Annotated in this window: 15 protein-coding genes; 6 read left to right on the plus strand and 9 right to left on the minus strand. The window is 73.4% G+C overall.

Annotated elements, in window-relative coordinates:
• Nucleotides 1–116: 116 nt before the first annotated feature.
• A complete protein-coding gene (locus tag ACZ53K_RS14805) occupies nucleotides 117–1,268 on the minus strand; it encodes an acyl-CoA dehydrogenase family protein (protein ID WP_468835688.1) in 1,152 nt (383 codons plus the stop codon).
• A gap of 119 nt (nucleotides 1,269–1,387) precedes the next feature.
• Here ACZ53K_RS14805 and ACZ53K_RS14810 point away from each other — a divergent pair, with 119 nt between their 5' ends.
• Together ACZ53K_RS14810 and ACZ53K_RS14815 are read left to right on the plus strand one after the other, a co-directional pair.
• On the plus strand, nucleotides 1,388–2,038 hold the full coding sequence (locus tag ACZ53K_RS14810) for a TetR/AcrR family transcriptional regulator (protein ID WP_468835691.1): 651 nt from the start codon (nucleotides 1,388–1,390) through the stop codon (nucleotides 2,036–2,038).
• A gap of 63 nt (nucleotides 2,039–2,101) precedes the next feature.
• Nucleotides 2,102–3,118, plus strand: a complete 1,017-nt coding sequence (locus ACZ53K_RS14815) for an urea transporter (RefSeq protein ID WP_468835694.1) — start codon at nucleotides 2,102–2,104, stop codon at nucleotides 3,116–3,118.
• Nucleotides 3,119–3,307: 189 nt separating this feature from the next.
• Here ACZ53K_RS14815 and ACZ53K_RS14820 read toward each other — a convergent pair whose 3' ends face one another.
• From ACZ53K_RS14820 to ACZ53K_RS14845, 6 genes are all read right to left on the minus strand, one after another.
• A complete protein-coding gene (locus tag ACZ53K_RS14820; RefSeq protein WP_468835696.1) occupies nucleotides 3,308–3,757 on the minus strand; it encodes a hypothetical protein in 450 nt (149 codons plus the stop codon).
• A gap of 192 nt (nucleotides 3,758–3,949) precedes the next feature.
• Nucleotides 3,950–5,032, minus strand: coding sequence for a Zn-dependent alcohol dehydrogenase (locus ACZ53K_RS14825; protein ID WP_468835699.1), 1,083 nt, complete (start codon nucleotides 5,030–5,032; stop codon nucleotides 3,950–3,952).
• A 59-nt stretch (nucleotides 5,033–5,091) separates the two neighbouring features.
• On the minus strand, nucleotides 5,092–6,510 hold the full coding sequence (locus ACZ53K_RS14830; RefSeq protein WP_468835701.1) for an aldehyde dehydrogenase family protein: 1,419 nt from the start codon (nucleotides 6,508–6,510) through the stop codon (nucleotides 5,092–5,094).
• 159 nt (nucleotides 6,511–6,669) lie between these two features.
• The gene (locus tag ACZ53K_RS14835) at nucleotides 6,670–7,440 is read right to left on the minus strand and encodes a class I SAM-dependent methyltransferase (RefSeq protein WP_468835703.1); all 771 of its coding nucleotides are present in this window, start codon (nucleotides 7,438–7,440) and stop codon (nucleotides 6,670–6,672) included.
• 31 nt (nucleotides 7,441–7,471) lie between these two features.
• Nucleotides 7,472–8,803, minus strand: coding sequence for an MFS transporter (locus ACZ53K_RS14840; RefSeq protein WP_468835706.1), 1,332 nt, complete (start codon nucleotides 8,801–8,803; stop codon nucleotides 7,472–7,474).
• 3 nt (nucleotides 8,804–8,806) lie between these two features.
• Entirely contained in the window at nucleotides 8,807–10,315 is a 1,509-nt protein-coding gene (locus tag ACZ53K_RS14845; protein WP_468835708.1) for a CitMHS family transporter, read from the minus strand.
• A gap of 294 nt (nucleotides 10,316–10,609) precedes the next feature.
• Between ACZ53K_RS14845 and hmgA the strand changes: the two genes are divergently transcribed.
• Nucleotides 10,610–11,935, plus strand: a complete 1,326-nt coding sequence (hmgA, locus tag ACZ53K_RS14850; protein WP_468835711.1) for a homogentisate 1,2-dioxygenase — start codon at nucleotides 10,610–10,612, stop codon at nucleotides 11,933–11,935.
• Nucleotides 11,936–11,984: 49 nt separating this feature from the next.
• Complete coding sequence (locus ACZ53K_RS14855) at nucleotides 11,985–12,734, plus strand: GntR family transcriptional regulator (RefSeq protein WP_468835714.1); 750 nt, start codon at nucleotides 11,985–11,987, stop codon at nucleotides 12,732–12,734.
• A 77-nt stretch (nucleotides 12,735–12,811) separates the two neighbouring features.
• On the opposite strand, the gene ACZ53K_RS14860 is transcribed toward ACZ53K_RS14855, so the two are convergent.
• Nucleotides 12,812–14,173, minus strand: a complete 1,362-nt coding sequence (locus ACZ53K_RS14860; protein ID WP_468835716.1) for an MFS transporter — start codon at nucleotides 14,171–14,173, stop codon at nucleotides 12,812–12,814.
• A 217-nt stretch (nucleotides 14,174–14,390) separates the two neighbouring features.
• On the opposite strand from ACZ53K_RS14860, the gene ACZ53K_RS14865 reads away from it, so the two are divergent.
• Together ACZ53K_RS14865 and ACZ53K_RS14870 are read left to right on the plus strand one after the other, a co-directional pair.
• Nucleotides 14,391–15,596 (plus strand): type ISP restriction/modification enzyme, encoded by a 1,206-nt coding sequence (locus ACZ53K_RS14865; RefSeq protein ID WP_468835943.1) that lies wholly within the window; start codon nucleotides 14,391–14,393, stop codon nucleotides 15,594–15,596.
• Nucleotides 15,597–15,862: 266 nt separating this feature from the next.
• Nucleotides 15,863–17,068, plus strand: coding sequence for a CaiB/BaiF CoA transferase family protein (locus ACZ53K_RS14870; protein WP_468835719.1), 1,206 nt, complete (start codon nucleotides 15,863–15,865; stop codon nucleotides 17,066–17,068).
• Nucleotides 17,069–17,101: 33 nt separating this feature from the next.
• Here the strand turns inward: ACZ53K_RS14870 and ACZ53K_RS14875 are convergent, their stop codons facing one another.
• Complete coding sequence (locus ACZ53K_RS14875; protein WP_468835722.1) at nucleotides 17,102–17,365, minus strand: hypothetical protein; 264 nt, start codon at nucleotides 17,363–17,365, stop codon at nucleotides 17,102–17,104.
• Between the last annotated feature and the right edge of the window lie 115 nt (nucleotides 17,366–17,480).

The following is a 17,480-nucleotide window of genomic DNA, read 5'->3' on the forward strand; positions in this document are numbered from 1 at the left end:
CTCCACGACGGACCGAACACCTTACCCCGCCGGTGAGCAAGCGCTTAGAGTCGACGAGCCCGTAGCGTACGGACGCTGGAGTGCGGATCAAACGGGCGCGGGCCGTGCCAGACCCCTCAAAACGCCGAAACCCCCGTGAGCGCGCGCCCGATGACCAGCTTCTGTATCTGGCTGGTGCCCTCGTACAGCGTCATCACGCGGGCGTCGCGGAGCAGTTTGCCGACCGGGTACTCGTCGATGTAGCCGTAACCGCCGAAGACCTGGAGGGCGTTGTTGGCGGCGCGAACAGCAGCTTCGGAGGCGAACAGCTTCGCCTTGGACGCCTCGGTGACAAACGGCTCGCCGCGGTCGATCAGGTCGGCGGCCCGCCAGGTCAGCAGGCGGGCGGCGTCCACGTCGACGGCGATGTCGGTGATCAGTTCCTGCACCAGTTGGTGGTGGGCGATGGTCCGGCCGAACTGTTCGCGTTGCGTGGCGTAGCCGACGGCGGCGTCGAGGGCGGCCTGGGCGATACCCACGCAGCCGGCGGCGACCGACATGCGCCCCTTGGCGAGGGCCGACATGGCCACGGAGAAACCTTTCCCCTCCGGTGCGAGCATGGCGTCGGCGGGTATCCGGACGTCGTCCAGCACCAGTTCGGCGGTGGCCTGGCCGCGCAGCCCCAGCTTGCCGTGGATCTCCCGGCGCTCCAGGCCGGGCGTGTCCGTGGGAACGAGGAAGGCGCTGACGCCCTTGTGGCCGGGGGCGTCGTTCGTACGCGCGAAGAGCAGCACCACATCGGCCCAGCTGCCGTTGGTGATGAACATCTTGCTGCCGTTGACGACGTAGGAGTCGCCGTCGCGCACGGCGCGGGTCGTCAGGTTGCCCGCGTCGGAGCCGGTGCCGGGCTCGGTGAGGCCGAAGCAGCCGACGGCCTCGCCGGAGGTCAGCGGGGGCAGCCAGCGCCGTTTCTGTTCCTCGTCGCCCCAGGACGCGATGGTCTTGGCGACCAGGCCCAGTGACACGGAGACGATGCCGCGCACCGCGGAGTCGCCGCGGCCCAGCTCCTCGGTCACCAGCGCGTAGGCGAGGTGGCCGCCTCCGGAGCCGCCGTACTCCTCGGGAATCGTCAGGCCGAGGAAGCCGACCTCGCCGAGTTTCTTCACGATGCCCCGGTCGACACGTTCGGCGCGGTCCCAGGCGGCGGCGTGCGGCGCGATCTCGCGGTCGACGAAGTCCTTGGCGAGCTGCCGGGCGGCAGCCTGCTCCTCGCTGAGCTCCAGGTTCATCAAGGCCCCTTGGGGGAGAGGGTGACGGCGGCCCGGCCGTCCGGGATGGGACGGGACAGCCGGAAGGCCCGTTAACTACCACTGCTAGTTTTTGGGCGGCAGCCTCTACTATGTGCGGCATGGCCCGACCCCGCAAGCCCCTCCTGAGCCGGGAGCGCATCGTCACCACCGCCCTCGCGCTCATCGACGCGGAGGGCCTGGCCGCCCTGTCCACCCGGCGGCTCGCCGCCGAGCTGGGCGTCAGCGGGCCGTCCCTGTACAACCACTTCACGACCAAGGACGAGATCCTCGACGCGGTCGCCGACACGGTGATCGCCGAGGTGGACGTCTCGGCCCTCGGCGCGGGCGGCGCGGACTGGCGTACCGGCCTGCTGGCCTGGGCCCGCTCCTATCGCGCGGCGCTCGCCGCGCACCCGAACATCGTGCCGTTCCTCGCCCAGGGCCCGGGCCGCCGCCCGGCCGGCCTCAAAATGGCCGACGCGGCCTTCGGCGGCATGGTGGCGGCGGGCTGGCCGCCGGCCCAGGCGACCCGGATCTGCGCCATGGTCCGGTACTTCGTCGCGGGCTCCGCGCTGGGCTCCTTCGCGCGCGGCTTCGTGGACGACCCGGGCGCCTACGACCCGGCGGACTACCCGCACCTGGGCCAGGCCCATCTGCTCGCGGAGCACCAGCAGCGCGTCGACGAAGGGGCGTTCGAGACGGGCCTGCTGGCACTGGTCGACGGGCTGGCGCTGCGGCATCCGGATTCCGCCCCGTCGCCCCCCTTGTAGATGTAAGGTACATCCGCCCGCTAAGGCCCGCCTGCCGGAGAGCTGTGTCCGAGGGGAGACGACATGCGTGACCCGATCGCCGCGGTACGGGACCGGAGCGCCCCCTGGACCCGGCACGTCGTCCACATCCTGCGCGGCCAGGCCCAGGTCGACTTCCTGCCGAGCGCGGTCACCGGCGCGGTCTTCACACTGGCGCTGTGCGCGGCGGACTGGACGTACGGCCTGTACGGGCTCCTCGGCACCGCGACGGGCACGGCCACGGCACACCTCCTCGGAGTGGACCGCGACCGGATCTCCGCCGGTCTCGAAGGCTTCAACGCCTGCCTGGTGGCCGTCGGTTCGGCGGTCTTCCTGGGCCCCGGACACCTGTCCACCGCGCTCCTCGCGATGGGCGGCAGTGTGGTGGTCACGGTCGTCACCGCCGCCGTCGCCCGCGTACTGGGAAGCCGGCAACTCCCCACGCTCACCCTCCCGTTCTGCCTGGTGGCGAGCGCCCTGACGATCGCGGCGCCGGGCTTCGCGCGGCTCTGGCACCAGGGCGCTGCCCCGGCGGCGCTGCCTCAGCCGGCCGGACCGCCGTCCGCGCTGTCGTTCGCCGACCTGTGGCACGGGCTGTTCGCCAACGTCGCGCAGATCTTCTTCATGCCGCAGTGGTACGTCGGCGCGCTGTTCCTCGCCGGCATCTTCGCCGCGAGCCGGACGGCCGGGGCGATGGCGTGCCTGGGCAGCCTCACCGGTACCGGCACCGCGTGGCTGCTGGGCGCGCCGGCGACGCAGCTCGCGTCCGGCGCGGCGGGCTGCAACGCGGTGCTGGTCGCCATGGCACTGTGCGGAGTCTCCCTGCCGGCCGGCCGCCGGACCGCGGCGTACGCGGTGACCGGCGCGGCGGCCGCGACCGCCCTGACCCCGGCCCTGACCGCCCTCACCGCCCCGTCCGGCGGCCACGCCTTCACCTGGCCATTCGTCCTGACCACCCTCGTCTTCCTGGCGGCGGCCCCGGCGTTCCCACGCCTGCGGAAGGCTGAAGAGCCGACGCCGGCAGCCACCCCGGCTGCGCCGACCGCGCCGACGTCGGCCTGACGTACCTCGTCGGCAGCGGCGCGAAGCGCCCTGCCGACAGAACTTTTCGAGTGAGGCGAATCATGCATCGTGCAGATGCCGGGTGGGGATTCCCGTGGTGGGTCTGGCTCGTCCACCGGGCCGCGTATCAGGGCCGCGGGCGGCAGGCGGCGCCTTCCCGCCTCCCCCGGACTGAACCGAGAGCCCCCCTCAGCCCTCCTCCGCCCTCAAGTACCGCCGCAGCCCCACGTACTCCAGCTCCGCGTACACCGCCACCGTCACCGCGCCGGTCACCAGGAACACGGTGCCCAGGCCGGTGAGCGGGAGCAGGCCGGAGAAGGTGAGGAAGAGCATCGCGACGCAGGAGAGGGCGTTGCCCACGACGACGGCCGTGGCCGGGCCGGTCGGGATGCGTGGGTAGCCGGCGATCAGGGTGAGGGCGGCGGCGCCGCCGAGCATGGCGATGCCGATCGGTACGGACCAGGTCGTCGGTATGCCGAGCGGTTCGCTGAGGGGTTTGCCGCCGGCCAGCATGAAGACGCCGAACGCGGCGGTGCTCCAGCTGTCGATCCGCAGGACCGTGCGCAGCAGGCCCGCGCCCGCCGCCGGAGCGGAGCGGGCCATGGTGCCGGTCGTGGTCGTGGGCGTGGCGGTGCTCATACGCGTCTCCTCCTGGCGCGGGCGGGTCCGGCCGGTGGCGGCCCGGTCAGGGAAGACGATGCCGTCATCGGGGCGGCGCCTCAATGACCTCCCAGGTCATGGAGCCGCTGACCTCCGGTCCGGCGCGGCGTGCCGGTCGGGCCGGTCGGGCCGGTGCAACGTGGGCCGGTCCGGCGCGGCGTGCCGCCTGCCTCAGAAGACGATCAGGGCGCGGCCTCCCCTGCCCTCCCGCATCGCCTGGAAGGCGGCGGGGATGTCCGCCAGGGCGATGTGTTCGGTGACCATGCCGGACAGGTCGAGCGCCCCGCTGCGGACGTGTTCGGCGATACGTGGCAGGTCGGCGGCCGGGTCGCTGTTGCCGTAGACGCAGCCGGACAGCGTGCGGCCGAAGTAGAAGAGTTCCAGGGCGGTGAAGGTGACCTGCTGGTCCTGGCCGCCGATGCCGACGACGGTGGTGCGCCCGCCGCGCCGGGTGGACGACCAGGCCGTACGGATGGTCTCCGCCCGTCCCACGCACTCGATCGCGACGTCCGCGCCGTGTCCGCCGGTGAGTTTGCGGATGCGTTTGGCGGTGTCGTCCGAGGCGATGAGGAACTCGGTGGCGCCCGCGGCGCGGGCCAGTTCCTCCTTGGCCGGGGAGACGTCCACGGCAACGATCGTGCCCGCGCCCGCGATACGCGCGGCCTGGAGGGTGGACAGGCCCACGCCGCCCACGCCGAACACCGCCACCGACTCCCCCGCCCGGACCCGCGCGCTGTGGTGTACGGCGCCCCAGCCGGTCAGTACAGCGCAGCCCAGCAGTGCTGCGTCGGTGAGCGGCACGCCGGACGGCAGGGGCAGCGCCGCGTTGGCCGGGACGACCGTCTCCTCGGCGAAGACCGCCGTGCCGAGGCCGGGGTAGAGGTCGCTGCCGTCGGCGGCGAGCCGGGCGTACGGGGTGTTCGCCGCAGCGGCGGAGTCGGCGCACAGCCAGGGCTCGTCGAGCCCGCAGAAGTGGCAGTCTCCGCAGGAAGGGGCCCAGTTCAGGACGACCTGGTCGCCCGGGGCGAGGTGGCCGACGCCCGCGCCGACGGCGGTGACGGTGCCCGCGCCCTCGTGTCCGAGGACGGCGGGCGCGGGCTGCCGGAGTGTGCCGTCGGACAGTGACAGGTCGGAGTGGCAGACGCCGGCCGCCGCCAGGCGGATCCGTACCTGGCCCGGCCCGGGTCCGGGCAGTTCGATTTCGGCGACCTCCAGCGGGGCGCCCACGGCGGTCAGTACGGCGGCACGGGTCATGCGGAGGTGGCTCCTTGTTCTCCGGGGGGCGGCGGGGGGTGCGGCGGCCGACGCGGCGGTCAGAGCTGGAGGGACTTGGTCTGGAGGTACTCGGTCAGGCCGTGCGGGCCCAGTTCCCGGCCGATGCCGGACTGCTTGTAGCCGCCGAACGGCGCGAGCGGGTTGAAGCGCCCGCCGTTGATGTCGACCTGGCCGGCGTCCAGGCGCCGCGCGAAGGCGACCGCCTCGTCCTCGTCGCCGGCCCAGACCGCGCCGGCCAGGCCGTAGACCGTGCCGTTGGCGATCCGTACGGCCTCCTCCTCGTCCGCGTACGGCAGGACCGCGACGACCGGGCCGAAGATCTCCTCCTGGGCGATGGTCATGTCGGGCGTGACGTCGGCGAAGAGCGTCGGGCGGACGTAGTAGCCCCGCTCGCGCCCTTCGGGGGCGGCCGGGCCGCCCGCGACGACCCGGGCGCCCTCTTCGATGCCGCGCTCGATGTAGCCGCGTACCCGGTCGCGCTGGGTGGCGTTGACGACCGGGCCGAGGCGGCTGGCGCCGTCCAGCGGGTCGCCCGGCACGTACTTGGCGATCGCCGCGGCGGCCAGTTCCAGGGCTTCGTCGTACCGGTCGGCGGGGACCAGCAGCCGGGTCCAGGCGCTGCATGTCTGCCCGGAGTTGGCCATCACGTTGGCGATGCCGACGCCGACGGCCTTGCCCAGGTCGGCGCTGGGCAGCACCACGTTGGCGGACTTGCCGCCGAGTTCGAGGGCGCAGCGTTTGACGGCGGCGCCGGCGATGGCGCCGATCTTCTTGCCGACGGCGGTGGAGCCGGTGAAGGAGACCAGGTCCACGTCCGGGTGCTCGGCCAGCGCCTGGCCGGCGACCGGGCCCAGGCCGGTGACGAGGTTGAAGACACCGGCCGGCACGCCCGCCGCGTCCACGCATTCGGCGAACAGCTGGGCGGTCAGCGGGGTGTATTCGGCGGGCTTGAGGACGATCGTGCAGCCGGCGGCGAGCGCCGGGGCCACCTTGGCGACGATCTGGTGCAGCGGGTAGTTCCAGGGGGTGATGGCGCCGACCACACCGACCGGTTCGTGCAGGACGGTGGAGGTGCCGATCTTCTCCTCGAAGGGGTGGGTGGCGGCCAGTTCGGCGTACGAGCCGGCCACCGCGACCGGTACGGCGGCCTGTACCGCCTTGCTGAACGCCAGCGGCGCGCCCAGCTCGGCGGTGATCGTCTCGGCGATCTCCCCGGCGCGCCCGGCGAGCTGGTCACGCAGCGCGGTCAGCCGGGCGGCGCGCTCGGCGGGCGCGGTGCGGGCCCAGGCCGGGAAGGCGGCGCGGGCGGCGCGTACCGCGGCGTCCACGTCCTGTGCCGTCCCGGCGGGGACAGTGCCGACGACCCGTTCGTCGGCCGGGTTGACGACGTCGATGGTGTCCGGGCCGGCGGCGGGCCGCCAGCTTCCGTCGATGTACATAGCGTCGTGCTGCTTCACGTCGTCGCCTCCACGCCGGTTGCTGTCCCGTGAGCCCCGAAGGTACCCGCCGACCCAAACTAGCGGTGGTAGTTTTCTGGCGCCAGGCCCTCTTACCGGCCATCGGTGCCCGCACCGCAGCCGGGCCGGTGCCCCGGGTCCGTGCCCCGGCCCCGCCCCTCAGCCCCGAGCCGTCAGCAGCGGCTGGAAGTATCCCCCCTCCTCCGGCTCGTGCCACGCGAGGGCTTCGAAGCCCGCCGCCGTGACGAAGGCAGTGACCTGCTCCCGGGTCAGCGCCCAGGACGTGGCCCGCTGACTGCGTACCTCCCAGGTGTCACCGCGCGGCAGCAACTGGATGAGGTCGAAGTCGTAGTGCTCGCCGTCGTCGTGCCACTGCCACAGCTGGAGCGTGACGGCCCGGCCGCCGTCGGGGGTGCGGGTGACGCGGGCCGGCAGCACTTCGCGGCGTTCGCGGCGGGCTTCCTCGTACGCGCGCATACCGAGCAGGAGCCGGCCGCCGGGGCGCAGCACCCGTCGCATGGAGTCGAGGGCCGCGCGTACCGACCCGGGGGTGGTGAGGTGCGCCAGGGAGTTGTCCGCGCACACCACCGCGTCGAAGAGGGCGTCGGGGAACGGGAGGTGCCGCATGTCGGCGGTGGCCGTCGGGAGGTGCAGGCCGCGGGCGGCGGCTTCGGCCGTGGCGCGGGCCGCCGCGACCGGGCTCAGGTCCGTGCCGGTGACGGTGTGGCCGGCCGCCGCCAGTCCGATCGCCTGGGTACCGATGCCGCAGGCGCAGTCCAGGATGCGGTGCGTCCGGTCGCCGAGCGCTTCGCGTACGTACGTGTCGAGGGCGCGGCCCTGCTGGGCGACGGCGGCGGGCCAGTCCGGGTACAGCAGGTCGTAGGTGGGGGCCAGTTGGCTGAAGAACCGTTCCAAGGGCGGGTCCGGCATGGGGTCACGATAGTGCGGCGGGGAGCGGTCTTCACCGGGGGGCGCGGGTTCCGTCGTCGGGAGACGGGGTGGCGCGGGTTCCGTCGTCGGGGGCCGGTGTCCGGGTGCCGTCGGCGGTCCCGGAAGTGCTGTCGGTGTTGTCCGGCAGCGGTGGCCCGGGTTTCCTGCGCGCCGGGCGGGCGGCCACGCCTGCCGAGGCCAGGAGGAGGACGCCGAGCATCGCGAAGGGCGCGGCGGTGCCGGCCAGTCCGGCCAGCAGGCCCGCCGTCGCGGGGGCCGCGACCTGACCGAGGCGGTTGCCGGTCAGGCGGAGGGCGAGCGCCGTGCTGCGGGCCGCCGCCGGCGCGGCCTGGACGACCGTGGTCATGGACAGTGGCTGGCCGACGCCGAGGCAGAAGCCGAGGACGGCCAGCATCACGGCCAGGGCCCAGACCGGTGCGGGCAGGGCCAGCCCGGCGCAGAGCAGGCCCGCGAGCGCGCAGCTGGTCACCATCAGGGCGGTGCGCCCGAGCAGGCGGATCATGGGCGTCATGACGAGGCGGCAGGCGACCGTGGCCGCAGCGCGCAGGCTGAGCAGCAGTCCGACGGTGGCGGGCGCGATGCCGCGGTCCTCGCCGATGACGGGGAGGTAGGCGGTGAGGATGTCGGTGGCGGAGAGCACCGCGAGGCTCATGAAGATGCCGGCCGCGACGCCCCGGGTGCGCAGGATGCCGCGTACGGAGGTGCGTTCCGCCGGAGTTGTACGGTCCTGGGCGGCCCCGGCGGCGGTGTCCGCGCCCTGGGTCGGCCGTTGTTCCAGGCGCCACAGGGACACGTAGGAGAAGGCGGCGAGGGTGCCCGCGGCCAGCAGGGCGGTGGCGCTGGTGGAGGCCATCGCGCCGTCGTGCCCGGAGACGACCAGCCCGGCGGCGGCCGGGCCGATGAGCTGGCCGAGGGAGGCGCCGATGGTGAAGTGGCCGAAGTTGCGGTCGCGTTCGTCGGGGGCGCTGCGGCGGGCGACGATGGACTGGGCGCCGATGACGAAGCACAGGTGGCCCAGGCCCATCACCCCGCTCCAGGCGGCCATCGCGGGCAGCGAGCCCGCCACGCCGCTGAGCGCGCAGCCGCCGGTGATCAGGGCGACGCCGGCGACGAGCAGCGGCGCGCAGCGGCCGTGGTCGGTGCGGCGGCCGAGCGGTACGGCCACCAGCAGCGGCAGCAGCGCGTACACCGCCGTGATCACGCCGACCGCCCGCTCGTCGGCGCCCAGGGCGAGCGCCCGGTAGGAGACGGCGGGCCGGGCCATGCTCACCGCGGCCTGGGCGAAGGAGAAGGTGAGGACCAGGCGCAGCAGCCAGCCCCGGCCGGGCGTCGCGGCGTCCACGGGTCAGATGATCCCGTAGAGCAGGCCGGCGGCGAGGACGACCAGGGAGGTCAGCACCGCCCATTTCACGGTGAAGCGGGTGTGGTCGCCGAATTCGACCTTGGCCATGCCGACGAGGACGTAGACGGCGGGGACGAGTGGGCTGGACATGTGCAGGGCCTGGCCGACGAGGGAGGCGCGGGCGATCTCCAGGGCGCCGACGCCGTGTGCGGCGCCCGCCTCGGCGAGGATGGGGACGATGCCGAAGTAGAAGCCGTCGTTGGACATGAAGTACGTGAGCGGGATGCTCAGGACGCCGGTGACGATGCCCATGTGCGGGCCGAGCCCGTCCGGGATGCTGTCGACGAGCCAGCGGGCCATGTGCTCGACCATGCCGGTGCCGGTGAGGACGCCGGTGAAGACGGCGGCGGCGAAGACCATGCCGGAGACGTTCAGGACGTTTTCGGCGTGGGCGGCGATCCGGGCCTTCTGGTCCGGCATGTGGGGGAAGTTGACGGTGAGCGCGGTGGCGGCGCCGAGGAGGAAGAGCACCGGGATGGGCAGCGTCTGCAGGACGAGGAGGACCAGCAGCGCGACGGTGAGCGCGGCGTTGAACCAGTAGAGCTTGGGGCGCAGGGTGGCGCGGTGCGGGTCCAGACCCTGGAGGTCGTCGTCGGTGCCGGGGGCCGTGTCGCCGGCCGCGGTCTGCGGACGGACCGTGCCGCTACCGCCCGCCGCACCGGCCGTGGCCGTCGCCATCGCGGGGCGGGCCTTGGCCGTGCGCAGTGCTGCCGTGCGGAGGACGGTCGTACGGACCCGGGCCCCGAAGCCGCCGGTCACCGCGGCGAGCACCGGCTCGCCCGCCGCCTGGCCGGGCACCGTCCGCCCGGTCGCGGTGTCCGCGTCGTCGAGCGTGAGCAGGCCGAGCCGCTTGCGCTCGCGGCGGCCGAGGACGTACGCGAGGAGGAAGACCGCGACCAGGCCGGTGGCCAGCGCCGGGACCATGGGGACGAAGATGTCGCCGGCGTCCAGTTTGAGGGCGGTGGCGGCGCGGGCGGTCGGGCCGCCCCAGGGGACGGTGTTCATCACGCCGTTGGCGGTGGCGGCGACGCCGGTCATGACCACCAGGCTCATCTTCAGGCGGCGGTAGAGCGGGTAGAGCGCGGAGACCGTGATCATGAAAGTGGTGGAGCCGTCGCCGTCGAGCGAGACGATCGCGGCGAGCAGCGCGGTGCCGACCACGACCCGGACCGGGTCCGCCTTGCAGAATCGCAGGATGCCCCGGACGATCGGGTCGAACAGGCCGACGTCGATCATCACGCCGAAGTAGATGATGGCGAACATCAGCATCGCGGCGGTCGGCGCCAGGTCGCCCACGCCCTTGAGGACGTACTCGCCGAGGTGCGCGCCCTTGCCCACCAGGACGCAGAACAGCGCGGGGATCAGGATGAGCGCTGCCATCGGCGACATCTTCTTCGTCATGATCAGCACCAGGAAGGTGGCGATCATGACGAATCCGAGGATTGTCAGCATGGGGGTACCTCACGTTCACCTTTGAACACCGCCCGGGACGGCGGTCGAGGCGACGGTAGGTGGCCGAAACTTTCGTTAACAAGGTCTTGACGCGCGAGCAATACGAGCAAAACAACAGGCGGTGCGGGCGGTGTGGGCGCCGCGGTCCGGCCGGTCCGGCGGCCCGCGCGCGTACGGACCGGCACCGCGCACGGCGTGCCGGACGTGGCCGAGAGTCTCCGTTGACGGGGCGGGCCAGCAATCCTAAGGTCCTCCATAGGATTGCTGGATCCCCTTGAGCGGCGGGAGCGCGCGATGACAGGCACGGGCAACGAGCGGGCGAGAAAGACGGCCGAGGGGCTCGCGTACTCCTCGGGATTCGGCAACGAGCACAGCTCGGAAGCGGTCACCGGCGCGCTGCCGGCCGGCCGCAACTCCCCCCAGCGCGCCCCCCTGGGCCTGTACGCGGAGCAGCTGAGCGGCAGCGCCTTCACCGAACCGCGCGCCCACAACCGCCGTACGTGGCTCTACCGGATCCGTCCGTCCGCCGCGCACCCCGCGTTCACCCGGGTGGACAACGGCGCGCTCCGCGGCGCCCCCTTCACCGAGACCGCCCCCGACCCCAACCGCCTGCGCTGGAACCCGCTGCCCGCGCCCGAGGCCCCCACCGACTTCCTGGCCGGGCTGTGGACCCTGGGCGGCAACGGCGACGCCACCCAGCGCGCCGGCATGGCGATCCACCTGTACCACGCCAACGCCTCCATGGAACGCCGGGTGTTCAGCGACGCGGACGGTGAACTGCTGATCGTGCCCGAGCACGGCGGCCTGCTGATCCGCACCGAACTGGGCCTGCTGCGCGCCGAACCGGGGCATGTCGCGCTGATTCCGCGCGGTGTCCGCTTCCGCGTCGAGCTGCTCGACGCCGCCGCCCGCGGCTACGTCTGCGAGAACTACGGGCAGCCCTTCCAGCTCCCCGACCTCGGCCCGATCGGCGCCAACGGCCTGGCCAACGCCCGGGACTTCCTCGCGCCTGCCGCCGCGTACGAGGACGAGGAGGGGCCCTTCGAGGTCGTCACCAAGTTCTGCGGCAACCTCTGGAAGGCGACGTACGAGCACTCGCCGCTGGACGTCGTCGCCTGGCACGGCAACCACGTCCCGTACGTCTACGACCTGCGCCGTTTCAACGTCATCGGCTCGATCAGCTACGACCACCCGGACCCCTCGATCTTCACCGTGCTGACCTCGCCGTCCGACACTCCGGGCCTGGCGGGCGTGGACTTCGTGGTGTTCGCGCCGCGCTGGCTGGTCGGCGAGGACACCTTCCGGCCGCCCTACTTCCACCGGAACGTGATGAGCGAGTACATGGGGCTCGTCGAGGGCGCGTACGACGCCAAGGCGGAGGGCTTCGTCCCGGGCGGCGGCTCGCTGCACAACATGATGTCCGCGCACGGCCCCGACCGGGAGACCTTCGACCGGGCCGGCGCCGCGGAGCTGAAGCCGCAGAAGATCGACGACGGGCTGGCGTTCATGTTCGAGACGCGCTGGCCGGTCACCCTCACCGGGCAGGCGGCGGAGGCCGACCACCTGCAGAGCGGCTACGACCGGGTGTGGGAAGGTCTTGAGCGCCACTTCCGTCCCTGAGAGCACCGGCTTGACCGGGAACCGTCCGGCCCCTGATACGGAGTCGTCCGTGACCACCTTCGCCCCCGACTCGCTGGACCTGAACCGCAAGCTGCCGCTGTGGTACCAGGTCTCGCAGTCGCTGCGCGCGTCCATACTCGGCCGCTCCCCCGGCGCCCCGCTGCGCCTGCCGACCGAGGACGCGCTCGCCGCGCACTACGGCGTGAGCGTGCTGACCATGCGCCAGGCGCTCAAGGAGCTGGAGACGGAGGGGCTGATCAGCCGGCACCGCAGGCGCGGCACGTTCATCGAGCCGAGCGCGCGGCGCGGGGCGCCCGTGCGGCTGCTCGGTTCGGTGGACGCGATCGTGGCCCAGCAGTCCGGCATGCGCACCGAACTGCTGGACCACGGCCCGGCCGCCGTGCCGTCCGAGCTGGCGGAGTACTTCCCCGGCCTGGCGGAGGTGGCCACGTACCGCAGGCTGCGCAGCGACGCGAAGACCGGCGAGCCGACGAACCACGCGCAGAACTTCCTGCACCCCGAGGTCGCCGCCCGCGTCGACCTCGCGGACCTGGAGCGCTGGCCGATGACGAAGGTGCTGCGGGACGCGGTGGGCGTGGCCATCAGCCGCATCACGGACACGGTCGAGGCACGGCTGGCCGACCCGGACACCGCCCGGCTGCTCCAGGTGCCGCTGCTCAGCCCGATCCTGCACTACACGGGCATCACGTACGACCAGGACGGCCGGGTGGTGGACGTCGCCCGGATCCACTACCGGGGTGATCGTTTCTCCTTCACGGTGACGCTGGACGCGCACTGAGCGGCGTCCTCCGGCCTCCGCGCGGACCGGGGCTGTGCCGGGTGAGCGAAGGGCACCGAGCGTGCCCCGGCCGGTTGTCAGATCCGCTCCAGGCTGCGCCCCGTACTGCGCGGCCCCAGCAGGGCCACGTCCAGGCACAGCAGCAGCATCAGTACGGCCGAGCCGGTGAAGACGGCGCCGGGTCCGAGGTCCGCCAGCACGGTCAGGGCGATGAACGGCAGTATCACCGAGGTGAGCCGGGACAGCGAGTAGGCGATGCCGATGGCACTGCTGCGCAGGCCGGTCGGGAAGATTTCGGTCTGGTAGACGTGGAACGCGTTGGAGAAGACGTTGCTGCACACGGTCAGCGCGAATCCGGCGCTCACGATCAGCCAGCCCGCGTCGGCGAACCCGAAGGCCAGGCCGCAGACAGCCATGCCGAGCGCGGCGGCGATGATCAGCGTTTTGCGCTCGATCCGGTCGATGAGGGGTACGGACAGGGCCGAGCCGAGCGGATAGCCGCAGAAGCTGAGGGCGGCGTAGCTCAGTGACGCCGTGACGGTGTGGCCCTTGGCGGTCAGCACGACCGGGGCCAGTGAGCCGAAGCCGTAGTAGCCGACCGTCTGGAGAACCTGGAAGATCCACCACATGAGGGTGCGCCGCCGGTGGTCGCCGCGGAACATCTCGCCCAGCGGGACGCGGCGCTGCGGCGTCTCCGCCTCCACCGCGACCGACGGCAGCGTCTCGCCGGTCTCCCGTGCGACGCGCTCCTCGATGTCCGTGACGATCCGTGCCGCTTCCTCCTCGCGGCCGTGTACGGCGAGCCAGCGCGGCGACTCGGGCAGCCGGGCGCGCATGAGCTGGATGAACGCCGCTCCCAGCGCGCCCGCCACCAGCAGCCAGCGCCAGCCTTCGACGCCGAGCAGTTCGCGGGTGGCGACCAGGCGCGCGCCGACGAAGGCGGCCACCGGCACGCCGAGGAAGCCGAAGGTGTAGGCCCAGGCGATGTAGCGGCCGCGTACCGCGCGCGGCAGGAACTCGGCGAGGTAGGTGTCCACCAGGACGAGTTCCGCGCCGAGGCCGAGGCCGGCCAGGAAGCGCAGCGCGATCAGCCACTCGGCGTTCGGCGCGAAGGCGCACAGCAGCGAACACAGGGAGTACGCGCCCAGATTGACCAGGAACATCCGGCGCCGTCCGAACCGGTCCGCGAGCACCGACAGTACGTTGGCGCCCACGAACATGCCGAGGAACCCGGCGGCGATCACCCAGGACTTGGCCGTGTGGTCCAGGTGCCAGCGCTCGGCGAGCACCGCGGCCAGCACCCCGCCGAGGAAGATCTCGTAAAGGTCGAAGAAGGCACCGATGCCGACGGTGAAGGTCAGGCGGCGGTGCCAGCGGGACGGCGGCAGCCGGTCCAGCCGGGCTCCCGCCCGCGCCCCGGTGAGCTGCGTGGCGGTCATGCGGCTCCTCCCGTCGTGGTGCGGCGGCCCGGGCCTACGGCCAGGACCGTACCCGGCGTTGATCACTCGCAAAAGACCGCCTCCGGCCGCCGCCGTTACGATGCCCTGAGCGGAACGGGCGCACCGAAGGTCCAGGGAGGGCGACCGCGTGACGGTGACACAGGCCACGGGCAGCGGCGGCGGCAGGCTCGCGGCGGCACCCCGGCTCGATGACCTGATGCCCTGGTCGGCCGCGCCGCTGCGGCTCGGCCGCGGCTGGGTCATGGCTCCGGACGCCGCCTCGCTGCGGGCCCGCTGGGCGGCGCTGCACGAGGCCGGGGACGAAGCGGCGCGCGAGCGGCTGTTCCGGCCCAGCCGCGCCCGTACGCTGCGTACGGCCGTGCCCCAATTGCCCGGTCAGACCACCCCCACCGGCCGGCTGGCGCACGCCGGCGGGCCGTGCCCCGATCCGGTGCGCGTCCTGCACGGCCCGTACGACCAGCAGTGGCTGCTGCCCGACCACCGGCTGATCGACGGTGCCCGGCCGGAGCTGTGGCGGGTCGCGGACGGGCGGCAGGTCTTCGTGGTGGAGCTGGGGCACGTACCGCAGTCGGAGGGGCCGGCGCTGGTGGCCTCCGCGCTGCTGCCGGACGGCCGGTCTCCGGCCGGGCGGCCCGGCCGGATCCGCCCGCTCTACCGGCGGCCCGGTGGCTGCGAACCGAACCTTGCGCCTGGCCTGGTGGAGCTGCTCGCCCGGCGTCTGGACCGGCCGGTGGATGCCGGGGAGGTGCTCGCCTGGACGGCGGCGAGTGCCCGGCCCACGCCGTCCGGCGCGGTGGTGCCGCTGACCGCCGACGCGGGTGTGTGGGCGGACGGTGTCGGGCTGGGCGAGCGGCTGCTGTGGCTCCAGACGAGGGGCGCGCGGGGCACTGGGACGGCGTACGGGGCGCGCGCCGGTGACCGTCCTCGGATGCCCGGTGGCCGGCGGCCCTACGTACGAGCCCCGCTCCCCGCACGTGGGCTGCCCGACGCCCTTTCCTACCTGCCGGACGAGGAGGCGCTGCTCCTCGGCCCCGGCCGGGTCTCCCCCGTGCCGCGGGCGGCCTGGGAGGCCGAGGCGGGCGGGGTGCGCGTACTGGAGGCGTGGTTCGAGCGCCGTACGGCCGCGGTGGCCGAGCCCGGCAGCCTGGAGGCGGTGCGGCCCGCCGCCTGGCCCCAGGAGTGGACCACCGAGCTGCTGGAGCTGATCACGGTGCTGGCGCTGGCGGCCGAACTGCGGCCAGCGCTGGAGGACGTGCACCGGCGGACGGCGGACGGACCGCGCGTCGAGGCGCCCGAGCTGCGCGCGGCGGGGGTGCTGCCGCCGCCCGCGGCGGCCCGCCGCCCGGCCTCCGTACTGGATCATCACGAGGAAGGCCCGGACGGGCAGTTCGCGCTGCTGTGAGAGCCTGTCTTTGAACCCCCGTCGTTCGCGCGAAGCGCGGGCGCCGCGGCGTTCGGTGCGTGCGATCGGTGTGCGGCGTTCCAGGTCATGTGGCGGAGCCACCTGTCCTGGGGCGCCGTGCGGCGTGGGGGTCCCCCCTGCTCGAAGAGCTTGGGGGAGGGCGTGCCGGGCGTCGGGGCGCAGGCGGGGGTTCAAAGACAGGCTCTGCCGTGGCCGGGCAGCCGCGCGCGTTGCCCGGCGCGCGACGGCGGGTAGGTGCTCCGACCATGGACCACACTCCGCCACAGCCGCCGCCCCTGGCGGGCGTCACCGTCGTCTCCGTCGAGCAGGCGGTGGCCGCGCCGTTCGCCACCCGGCAGCTCGCCGACCTCGGCGCCCGGGTGATCAAGGTCGAGCGGCCGGACGGCGGTGACTTCGCCCGCGGCTACGACACCTCCGTACGCGGCCTGGCCTCGCACTTCGTGTGGGCCAACCGCGGCAAGGAATCCCTGGCGCTCGACCTGAAGGACCCGCGGGGGCGCGAGCTGCTGGAGCAACTGATCGCCGAAGCGGACGTGTTCGTGCAGAACCTGGCGCAGGGCGCGGCCGCGCGGCTCGGGCTCGACGCTGCGGCGCTGTGCGCCCGGTACCCGCGCCTGGTCGCCGTCGACATCTCCGGTTACGGCCCCGACGGCCCGTACGCGCACAAGCGGGCCTACGACATGCTCGTGCAGTGCGAGGCCGGGCTGGTCTCGCTGACCGGGACGCCCGCGGAGCCGGCGAAGGCCGGGATACCGGCGGCGGACATCGCGGCGGCGATGTACGCGTTCTCCGGCGTGCTGGCCGCGCTGCTGCGCCGCGGCGCGACCGGCCGCGGCGGACCGGTGGAGGTGGCGATGCTGGACGCGCTGGCCGAGTGGCTGGGGCACCCGCTCTACTTCGGGATGTACGGGGGCACACCACCCGCGCGCACGGGGGTCGCGCACGCCGTCATCGCGCCGTACAACGCCTATCCGACGGCGGACGGGCGGCCGGTGCTGCTGTCCGTGCAGAACGACCGGGAGTGGCAGCGGCTGGCGCGGCAGGTGCTGGAGCGGCCCGGACTGGCGGATGATCCGGCGTTCGCGACGAATGTGGCGCGGACCCGCAACCGGGACAAGACGGACCGGGTGGTGGGTGAGGCGCTGGCCGGGATGGGTGTCGAAGAGGCCGTACGGCGGCTGGAGGCGGCGGGGATCGCCTGTGCGCGGCTGAACGGGGTGGCGGAGCTGGCCGGGCATCCGCAGTTCGCGGCCCGCGACCGCTGGCGGGAGGTGGGGTCACCGGCAGGGCCGTTGCGAGCGCTGCTGCCGCCGGTCACGCTGCCCGGGAGCAGTGGGCCGGTGATGGGGAACATCCCGGCCCTCGGCGAACACACCGACGCGCTGCTGAGCGCTCTGGGTCTGACGAGCGAGCGGATTGCAGCGCTGCGCCGGGACGGTGTGGTCGCCTGAGGGACCGGGAACGGCACGTTGTCCAGCTGTGCCTCAGCCGTGGCCGCCGAAGAGCGACCGGCGCAGCCTGCGCAGCGGTGCGAACAGCGACACCCTGGCGCCGCGGCTCATCCTGCTGCGTCGGTGATCACGAGCGGTGAGCTCCTGCATCAACGATGTCGCGCCCTCCGTCTCCCGCTGCGGGACGGCGGGTCCGCCCAGCACCGCGAGATGGCGGTCGAGCCGCGCGCTGGACGCGCCGCTTCCGCAACTGATGGCAGGCACTCGTGGCCTGCTGCGCATTGTTATCTGTTCCATGACACTCCCCACCCGTACGAGGGCACCCGGCCCGGGCAGGGTAACCCTATCTCTCTCCCGCGACACGCGCGCGGCCCGGGCACCGGTATTCACCTCCAGCGCACCGACGTTGACG

This window comes from Streptomyces sp. NPDC033221 (assembly GCF_055577005.1).

Excerpts from the sequence above, each read along its gene's own strand:
- ACZ53K_RS14860 (WP_468835716.1), bottom strand. The coding sequence starts at position 14,173 with ATGACCGCCACGCAGCTCACCGGGGCGCGGGCGGGAGCCCGGCTGGAC.
- ACZ53K_RS14845 (WP_468835708.1), bottom strand. The coding sequence starts at position 10,315 with ATGCTGACAATCCTCGGATTCGTCATGATCGCCACCTTCCTGGTGCTG.
- ACZ53K_RS14815 (WP_468835694.1), top strand. The coding sequence starts at position 2,102 with ATGCGTGACCCGATCGCCGCGGTACGGGACCGGAGCGCCCCCTGGACC.
- ACZ53K_RS14805 (WP_468835688.1), bottom strand. The coding sequence starts at position 1,268 with ATGAACCTGGAGCTCAGCGAGGAGCAGGCTGCCGCCCGGCAGCTCGCC.
- ACZ53K_RS14870 (WP_468835719.1), top strand. The coding sequence starts at position 15,863 with ATGGACCACACTCCGCCACAGCCGCCGCCCCTGGCGGGCGTCACCGTC.
- ACZ53K_RS14875 (WP_468835722.1), bottom strand. The coding sequence starts at position 17,365 with ATGGAACAGATAACAATGCGCAGCAGGCCACGAGTGCCTGCCATCAGT.
- ACZ53K_RS14825 (WP_468835699.1), bottom strand. The coding sequence starts at position 5,032 with ATGACCCGTGCCGCCGTACTGACCGCCGTGGGCGCCCCGCTGGAGGTC.
- ACZ53K_RS14810 (WP_468835691.1), top strand. The coding sequence starts at position 1,388 with ATGGCCCGACCCCGCAAGCCCCTCCTGAGCCGGGAGCGCATCGTCACC.
- ACZ53K_RS14820 (WP_468835696.1), bottom strand. The coding sequence starts at position 3,757 with ATGAGCACCGCCACGCCCACGACCACGACCGGCACCATGGCCCGCTCC.
- ACZ53K_RS14865 (WP_468835943.1), top strand. The coding sequence starts at position 14,391 with ATGCCCTGGTCGGCCGCGCCGCTGCGGCTCGGCCGCGGCTGGGTCATG.
- hmgA (WP_468835711.1), top strand. The coding sequence starts at position 10,610 with ATGACAGGCACGGGCAACGAGCGGGCGAGAAAGACGGCCGAGGGGCTC.
- ACZ53K_RS14835 (WP_468835703.1), bottom strand. The coding sequence starts at position 7,440 with ATGCCGGACCCGCCCTTGGAACGGTTCTTCAGCCAACTGGCCCCCACC.